Origin of the sequence: Cryobacterium glucosi (assembly GCF_004402235.1) — a bacterium.
Classification (GTDB): Bacteria; Actinomycetota; Actinomycetes; order Actinomycetales; family Microbacteriaceae; genus Cryobacterium; species Cryobacterium glucosi.
In genome coordinates, this window is record NZ_SOFS01000020.1 from 1 (window position 1) to 7,980 (window position 7,980).

The window sequence follows — 7,980 nt, forward strand, 5'->3', positions numbered from 1 at the left end:
TTCTTGTCGTGAAAAATGAACCCTAAGTAAGTTCCATTTTTCCTGACCTGGAAGGCATTCTCGGTTTAACGCGCCGTCAAACCCCGACTCTCACCGGTGGATCGAGGCTAAGCTCTCAGCTCCCCGGCCGAGCGGAGCGGATCCTGCACGCCGATCAGCTCGCCGGCCTTCGCCCACTCGCGCACGTACCCGTCGGCGCCGCCGGCGATCGCGCCGCCCGCGCCCCGACCACCCCACAGCTTGTGTGACTCGAGAAAAGCATCCGTTAAGACGATATGCACCCCGGACAACAATTCGGGGTCACCCGCCGAATAGTTCCGCCGCACACCGGCAGCGTCGAGGTAACTGCCCCTGACCCGGTCATGGAAACGCCCCACCCTGGTCGACTCTAGTTCCGCGCGCACGGTGTCGGCGAAGGTGACAGTCACGAGCCACTGGATCGTTCCGGAGAGGCGCCCGAGCGGGTCCTCCTTGTACCGGGACCAGTCGTGCACCCCGGCCATCGCCCCCGGGTGCAGGGTCTTCATCAGCAGCGCCCTGATCCCGGCGACCATCGTCGCCATGCCGCCGTGGACAGCCCATGCGGCCGATCCGGGGCCGAAGAAGTTCGCGTCATCGCCGAGCTCCATCGTGCCGACCCACTGCGGCCGGCCCTCGCTGTTGCCCGACAGGGTCCCGAGGAGGTTCGATCGCCAACTGTCCGTGAACCTGCCCATACCCGAGGCTAACCCGGGATCGCTGGGCATCCGCCCCGAACAGCCGGGCGAGGGAATCCGTCGCGGGTGCCCCGCCCTAGACTCACAATCATGCCGGTGCCCCGCTTCCTGTTCGCTGACCAGCTTGGACCGCACTTCGATGACGGCGGACAGATTGTGCTGGTCGAGGCGGTCGGGGTCCTCGGGCGGCGGCCCTATCACCGGGCGAAGGCACACCTCATCCTCAGCGCACTGCGTCACCGGGCGCGGGAACTCGGCGACCGCGTCGAATTCTTGCATGCGGAGCACTATCGCGACGTGCTCTCCGGTCGCCCGCTCGAGGTGATCGACCCCACCAGCTGGGGGGCGAGGGCGCTCGTGGCCGAACTCGGCGCCAGCGTGCTGCCGAGCCGCGGATTCATCACGAGCGAGGCGGACTTCGCCGACTGGGTCGAGGGGCGCCCGGCCTCCCGGCTCGTACTCGAGCAGTTCTACCGTTCGGTTCGCACGCGGACCGGAGTACTGATGCGCGGGCCGGACCCCGAGGGCGGCCGCTTCAACTTCGACCACGACAACCGCCGTCCGCCACCCCGCGCGGCCATCGCCCTCGGCCTGCCCGACCCGTGGAAGCCGGTCGAAGACGACATCGACGAAGAAGTGCGCCGAGACCTCGACCGGCTGCAAGCGGATGGCCGCATCACCCTGATCGGGCGGGATGGGCCCCGGCGCTTCGCCGCGACCCGGGCGGAGGCCCTGGCCGCCCTCGAAGACTTCATCGAGACCCGACTGAATGACTTTGGTCCGTTCGAGGATGCGTCCCTGCGCGGGGACGACGCGATGGCACACTCCAGGTTGAGCGTGCCGCTCAACCTGGGCCTGCTGCATCCTCGGGAGGTAATCGATGCGGTCGTGTTGGCCCACGCGAGCGGCGCGGCGCCCCTGCAGAGCGTCGAGGCCGTCGTCCGCCAGCTCATGGGGTGGCGGGACTGGGTCTGGCACCTGTACTGGCACCTCGGGCCCGCCTATGTCATGAACAATAATTTCCTCGCCGCGCACGAACCGCTACCCCGGTCGTACTGGGAGCTCGACGGCACTGGTGTGCGGGCCGCCTGCGTCAGCCACGTGCTGGAGGCGGTGGCCGACACCGGCTGGGCCCACCACATCCAGCGCCTCATGATCCTCGGAAACCAGGCCCTGCAGCGCGGCTATCATCCGGGCGAACTGAACGACTGGTTCATCTCGGCGTTCGTTGACGGAACTCCGTGGGTAATGCCGGCCAACGTCGTCGGAATGTCGCAATATGCCGACGGCGGCATGGTCGCGACCAAGCCGTATACGTCCGGCGGCGCCTACATCTCGTCGATGAGTGATTTCTGCGGAGGCTGCCCATTCAATCCCAAGAAACGCCTCGGCGAGGACGCCTGCCCGTTCACGGCCGGGTATTGGGCGTTTCTCGACCGGGTCGAACCGCGCATCCGCGGCAACCATCGAATGAGCCAGCCGCTGGCGGGGCTAAGACGCTTGGTCGACCGTGAGGCCGTCGTCGCCCAGGAACGGACCCGAACGGTCTGGTGAGCCGGCAGAGTCAGGGGGGCGCTAGATTCACTGGAAGTGCGACCGGCCAGGACCGGAGTGCAAGGCGGAAGAGACCAGCATGAAAGGATCGGTCAAGAATTCGGAGCTTCAATTAGGCGAGGAGCGTGGGTCAGTGAGGATAATTTTTAAAACGCCGGTGGATTTCCTGGGTTTAGGTTTTCGGTCCGGGAAAATTGGGTTTGAGCGATTCGGAGGGTCTCTTCCCCGCGGCTGAGCTTGAGCACGTGGACTCTGTCGTTGATGATGGTGTTGAGGCTGGCGGCGGGGTGAATAAACGGTTCCGGGCGCTCAAGCCGGCCGCGGTGATGCTGGTGCCACCGTCGCTGGATGAGTGGTTACCGCAGAATCATCTCTCTCGCTTCATCGCGGACATCGCCGAAACCCAGCTCGACCTGCAGAAGTTCTACGCGTCGTATGCGAAGTCGAAGGGCCAGTCGCCGCATGACCCGCGCCTGATGGTGCGGGTCATGCTGTACGAGTATTGACTCATCGAGGACGACGACTTTAATCGCCCCAAGATTCATTTTTCGAGATGGCACTGCGTGATGGAGGGTTCAAAGCGCAGACAGCAAGCCGACGGATGCCGAATGGAGCACGCAGTAATCGACATTCTCACTCGCGCACGCGGATGTAATCCTTGTCAAAGTTGGATGGCGGCTACTATCCCGCGAGTGAAGCCTGAAGACGTCGACCTGCCGCCTACCGCGTCATTTCCCGCACCCCTCGGCTCGATCCTTCATCGTCGAATCAGCTCGAAAATCGCCCAATGCTTCGAGAACACTCATACGCTGCCGGAAGATTATTAGTCTGGTCAGGATATTCTTTTCAGAATATTTCATTCTTGGGGAGATTTGCAGCGATGGGGAGCGATTCAATGGGGCGGATTGTCGACTTAGTTAGAGGATTTGCGGATACGACTCTGACGTACGTGCTCAAATTCGGCGTCGTCGGTCTCTGCGGATACGTGGTCGATCTTGGCCTCTTCAATGCTCTCCGACTCGGAGCCCTCGGGCAGAGCCACTATGTGCAAGGTCCTATCGGCGCCACGATCATCTCCGTCGGCATCGCGACTCTCGTGACCTGGTTTGGCAACCGTTACTGGACGTTCCGAGCTCGACGCAGGTCGAACATCGCGCTCGAACTCTTTGAGTTCGTGGTCGTGTCGGTCCTGGGGCTGCTCGTCAGCCTCGCGTGCCTGTGGGTATCGCACTATGCACTGGGCTTTGAGAGCCTCCTCGCGGACAACATCGCTAAGAACGTTGTGGGGCTGGGGTTATCTACTGGTCTACGGTTCCTTCTGTATCACTACTGGGTCTACGGAAGCCAGAGGACTGATCAAGTCAGCAACGTCGAAGAGAGCATACCCGCGGACGTCGTCGCGTAGACCTCGATCTATTCCCTCGCCTTTGTATCCGAAGCAGACATCCGCGCATGGGTCAAAGGATGGAACGAGAATCCGAAGCCATTCATCTGGACCAAGCCCGCAAAACAGATCTCCGAATCCCTCAGCCGACTTCTACAACGAACTACCGGCGCAGGACACTAGCTGGCATCGAGCGTGCACGGCCCGCCCCGTATCGACTGAGATGGAGATTGCCGACGAGGATGCAGCCGGATCTTGACAGTACCCTCGACCTGATCCTGCGCGGATTGGGGGAGGAAGAGGGCGACGCCCCCCTTTCCTGACTGTCGTCGTGCTCTCGCTCGCCAGTTGGTTGCAGGGATAGTGGGTGCTGATGCAACGGGATGTGGGTAAGCCGAAGGTGGCCGGGCGGCGCCCAGTTTGGCATGGCCGCTAACAATCGGGCCCGGCACCGAGGCCGCCACAGCCAGAAGTGTCGCGTCGATCACATCGCCATGCCACTATGGTTACGTCCCTGTGAGTGGTGTGGTTTCCCGCTCGTGAGCGTTGCTTCTTCAACGCGAAGAGCCACCGTGGGATGGTCAGTGAGTACCGACTAAGCAACTCACAAAGGACACCACACGATGGCTCTAGACCAGTCTGCCCTGCTCGACCTGTTGGGAGAACTCAAACTCACCGACGTCACCGACCGAATCCGCGTCGCGACCGAAACTCTCTATCAAGAACTGATCGATGCCGAAGCGACCGCGTTCATCGGCGCCGCCCCGTTCGAGCGCTCCAGTGACCGCACCACCCACCGCAACGGCACCCGACCGAGGACCTTGTCAACGACGGCCGGTGACCTGGATCTGAAGATCCCCAAGCTGCGGGCCGGGTCCTTCTTCCCGGCCCTGCTCGAGCGTCGCCGACGGGTCGATCAGGCCTTGTTCGCGGTCGTGATGGAGGCCTACGTTCACGGCGTCTCGACCCGCAAAGTCGACGACCTGGTCAAAGCGCTCGGCGCTGACACCGGGATCTCTAAGTCGGAGGTGTCCCGGATCTGCGCGGGCCTGGACGCCGAAGTCGCCCAGTTCCGCGACCGCACCCTGGCCGCGCAGGACTTTCCCTACGTGTTCCTCGACGCCACGTATTGCAAGGCCCGGATCGGGCACCGGATCGTGTCCCAAGCCATCGTCGTGGCGGTTGGTGTTGCCGCTGACGGCCGCCGGGAAGTACTGGGTTTCGACGTGGGTGACAGCGAGAACGAGGGCTTCTGGACCAGCTTCCTGCGGTCGTTGAAGACCCGCGGCCTCGACGGGGTCAAGCTAGTCATGTCTGACGCTCACACCGGCCTGAAGAAGGCTATCGGCACCGTATTCCAGTGAGCTGCTGCGGAGTTCTCGGACAGTGGGCCCTCTTAAGATGAGGGACTACTGAAAGCAGAGATCAGCATGACCGCATCGCTTAGGCGATTTTCCCAGGAGTTCAAGGACGAGCTGTGTCGCGAGGTGATCAACACGTCCAAATCGATCAAGGACGTCGCGACCGCGTATGGCGTCGGCCCCGAGACTCTCCGCAACTGGCTCATCAAGCACCGCGAGGCCAACGGCGGTACCGAGACCGAGCTGACGCTCCCGGAACGGGCCCGGCTGAAGGAGCTCGAGCGCGAGAACCAGGAACTGAAGGCCGAGGCGCTGTTCTTGAAAAAAGCGGCCGCTTACTTCGCGCGGGAGCAGCGGTAGTGAGCAAGTACGAATACATCGACTCCTTGAAAGCCGAGCCCGGCAACCTGAACTCCGTCGTGAAAATGTGCCGCTGGCTGGCCGTGTCGACGTCCGGGTTCTATCACTGGGTGTCTCGGCCGCAATCGGCGACCGCGGCCCGCAGGGCGGCCTTGATCAACCGGGTGCGGCACTTCTTCGAAGAGTCCGACGGCACCTACGGGTACCGCCGCGTGCACGCGGACCTTGCCGCGGAACACTCGGAGTGCTCGCCCGAGCTCGTGCGGCAGATCATGCGCCAGCAGGGCTTGGTGGCCTGTCAGCCGCGCCCATTCCGTGTCACGACGGCCGCGGATGCCGAAGCGGCCGCGAACATGCCCGACCTCGTGAAACGAGACTTCACCGCGGCCCGGCCCGGGGTCAAGTTCGTCGGCGATATCACCTACATCCACACCTGGCAGGGCTTCATCTACCTCGCGACCGTCATTGACTGCTACTCGAAGAAAGTCGTCGGCTGGTCCATCGCCGATCACATCCGCACCGAACTCGTCGCTGACGCCCTCAAGAACGCGGCCGCGACGACCCGGATCGAGCCCGACGCGATCTGGCACTCTGACCACGGCAGCAATACGCGTCAGCTCAGATCACCGCGTTCGCAAAAGCGCACCGCATCACCCCGTCGATGGGCTACACCGGGGTCCGCTGGGACAACGCGATGGCGGAAAGTTTCTTCGCCATGCTCAAGACCGAGTTCTACCACCGACGCGTCTGGCCCAGCAAAAACAAGGCATCTAGAGAGGTCGGCGCCTGGATCGAGGACCGCTACGACCGGCGCCGCCGACACACCTCCCTCGGCCAGGTCAGCCCCGTCGACTTCGAACTGCAATACTCAAACCAGAACGCGGTCGTCGCTAAAGCCGCATAACCCCGTGTCCACTAACCGGGGGCAAGGCCAGAATGCGGTAAACGTCGTCAACAAACGCGTCATCGGCTACCTGGACGATGACGTGTTCACGACCCTCAGCGAACTGAACGCGGCGATCGACGAGCGGGTGCGGGAGATCAACCACGACATCCGCCGCGCGGACGACACGACCCGGTGGGAGAGGTTCGACGCTGAGGAGCGGGAGCTGCTGGCCCCGTTGCCCGATGCCGGGTTCGAGGACGTTCAGTGGAAGGAGCTGAAAGCGGCCCGGAACTATCACGTCACCGTGGACACGCAACGCTATTCCGTGCCCTTCGGACTCGCGGGCAAGCTGCTGCGGGTCCGGCTGACCTCGTCCCAGGTCACCGTCTTCGATGGGCACGAGAGCATCTGCGAACACCCGCGGCTCACGGGCCGGAAAGGCCAGTACTCAACACTGCCGGAACACGTCCCACCCCAATACCGCAACATCGACGGGCTCTGGTCCAGGCGCTGGTTCACCGACCGGGCCCGCAGCGTCGGGCCGGCCACCGTCACAGTGATCGAGCAGATCCTCGACGCCCAAGTGATCGAGGCGCAGGGCTATCTGGCCTGCCAGAACATCCTCGACGGGCTCGGCAAGAACAACCGGGAACGATTGGAAGCGGCCTGCCAAGATCTCCTGAACCGCCGCGCGCATCCGACCTACTCGACGCTGAAACGGTTGATGGCGGCGATCGACAGTGATGCGAAGAAGCCGCGGCCGGTGGTTCCAGCGGCCTCGACACGCAAACGGGTCAGCACCGTCGTCTTCCGCGACACCATGCACGACGTCTATGTTCGCGACGCCTCCCACTACGCACGTGACGAGGAGGGCAAGTGATGTTCACCAGCATCGAATACGACAAGTTCCGGGCCCTGCGCGTCACGCATGTTGCGACCAGGCTGGAGGAACTCATCCAAGACGAGGGCAACGACACCCTCACCCCCGAGCAGCTGTTCCTCACCGCGGTCGATGACGCGTTGGAGTCCCGGCGTATTAACAAGGTCGACAAACTCATCCGTCAGGCCGCGTTCCCGATCCCGGGCGCGACCGTCGCCGAGGTCGACTACCGCGACGGACGCGGCATCACCCCGGTCAGGATGCGCCGTTATGCCGCTCACGACTGGCGTTCGGACCCGACGAACCTGCTGATCATCTCGCCCATCGGAGGCGGGAAAACCTACCTCGCCTGCGCGCTGGCCATCGGCGCCTGCCAGAGCGAACACTCTGTTCTCTACTACCGGATGGATGACCTCGCCCGACGGCTCGTCATCGCTCGCGGCAACGGCATCGCGCACCAGAAGCTACTCAACGACCTCTCCAACATCGACCTGCTCATCATCGATGACTTCCTCACCGTCGGCATCGACAGCGACGCCGCCAGCGACCTTTTCGCGATCCTCGCGAACCGCGAACACCGGCTCCCGACGATGATCGCCTCGCAGACCGGGCCCGCGCACTGGGTTGCTGAGCTGCCGGACCGGGTCGCGGCGGACTCAATCGTGAACCGCCTGGCCAACAACGCCCGGGTCATCAACTTCGGCCAGATCGACATGCGCCGACACCGCAACGGAATTTGTCAAGGTGAATGAGGCCAGCGTGAGTTTAGGCGGCTAGTTTCGGCTCGTCTTCTTGAGATTCGGCGGGCTTGTTGATCCAGGCCGTGTCGGGGGTGGCGA

General features: G+C 63.3%; 5 protein-coding genes and 3 pseudogenes. 7 read left to right on the plus strand and 1 reads right to left on the minus strand.

The annotated features are described in order from the left end of the window. Positions 1-107 precede the first annotated feature (107 nt). Positions 108-716, minus strand: coding sequence for an oxygenase MpaB family protein (locus E3O46_RS11060; RefSeq protein WP_134446643.1), 609 nt, complete (start codon positions 714-716; stop codon positions 108-110). A 90-nt stretch (positions 717-806) separates the two neighbouring features. On the opposite strand from E3O46_RS11060, the gene E3O46_RS11065 reads away from it, so the two are divergent. The 7 genes and pseudogenes from E3O46_RS11065 to E3O46_RS11095 all read left to right on the plus strand — a co-directional run bounded on the left by E3O46_RS11065 (position 807) and on the right by E3O46_RS11095 (position 7,893). Further along, positions 807-2,270 carry a cryptochrome/photolyase family protein gene (locus E3O46_RS11065; protein WP_134446642.1) on the plus strand — a complete coding sequence of 488 codons (1,464 nt, stop codon included), beginning with the start codon at positions 807-809 and terminating at the stop codon, positions 2,268-2,270. 287 nt (positions 2,271-2,557) lie between these two features. After that, positions 2,558-2,773 (plus strand): annotated as a pseudogene (locus tag E3O46_RS11070) (transposase); the annotation flags it as partial. Between the two features lie 446 nt (positions 2,774-3,219). Then, the gene (locus E3O46_RS11075; RefSeq protein WP_241975268.1) at positions 3,220-3,675 is read left to right on the plus strand and encodes a GtrA family protein; all 456 of its coding nucleotides are present in this window, start codon (positions 3,220-3,222) and stop codon (positions 3,673-3,675) included. 602 nt (positions 3,676-4,277) lie between these two features. Next, positions 4,278-5,012 (plus strand): annotated as a pseudogene (locus E3O46_RS11080) (IS256 family transposase); the annotation flags it as partial. A 72-nt stretch (positions 5,013-5,084) separates the two neighbouring features. Next, a pseudogene (locus tag E3O46_RS11085) lies at positions 5,085-6,279 on the plus strand (IS3 family transposase). Positions 6,280-6,406: 127 nt separating this feature from the next. Continuing rightward, entirely contained in the window at positions 6,407-7,141 is a 735-nt protein-coding gene (locus tag E3O46_RS11090; RefSeq protein ID WP_420897729.1) for a Mu transposase domain-containing protein, read from the plus strand. Continuing rightward, complete coding sequence (locus E3O46_RS11095) at positions 7,141-7,893, plus strand: ATP-binding protein (RefSeq protein WP_134446142.1); 753 nt, start codon at positions 7,141-7,143, stop codon at positions 7,891-7,893. Before E3O46_RS11090 ends, E3O46_RS11095 begins: the two co-directional genes overlap by 1 nt. Positions 7,894-7,980 lie beyond the last annotated feature (87 nt).

Bases quoted from the DNA above. Each gene is read 5' to 3' on its own strand.
- E3O46_RS11065 (WP_134446642.1), top strand. From the start codon at position 807: ATGCCGGTGCCCCGCTTCCTGTTCGCTGACCAGCTTGGACCGCACTTC.
- E3O46_RS11095 (WP_134446142.1), top strand. From the start codon at position 7,141: ATGTTCACCAGCATCGAATACGACAAGTTCCGGGCCCTGCGCGTCACG.
- E3O46_RS11060 (WP_134446643.1), bottom strand. From the start codon at position 716: ATGGGCAGGTTCACGGACAGTTGGCGATCGAACCTCCTCGGGACCCTG.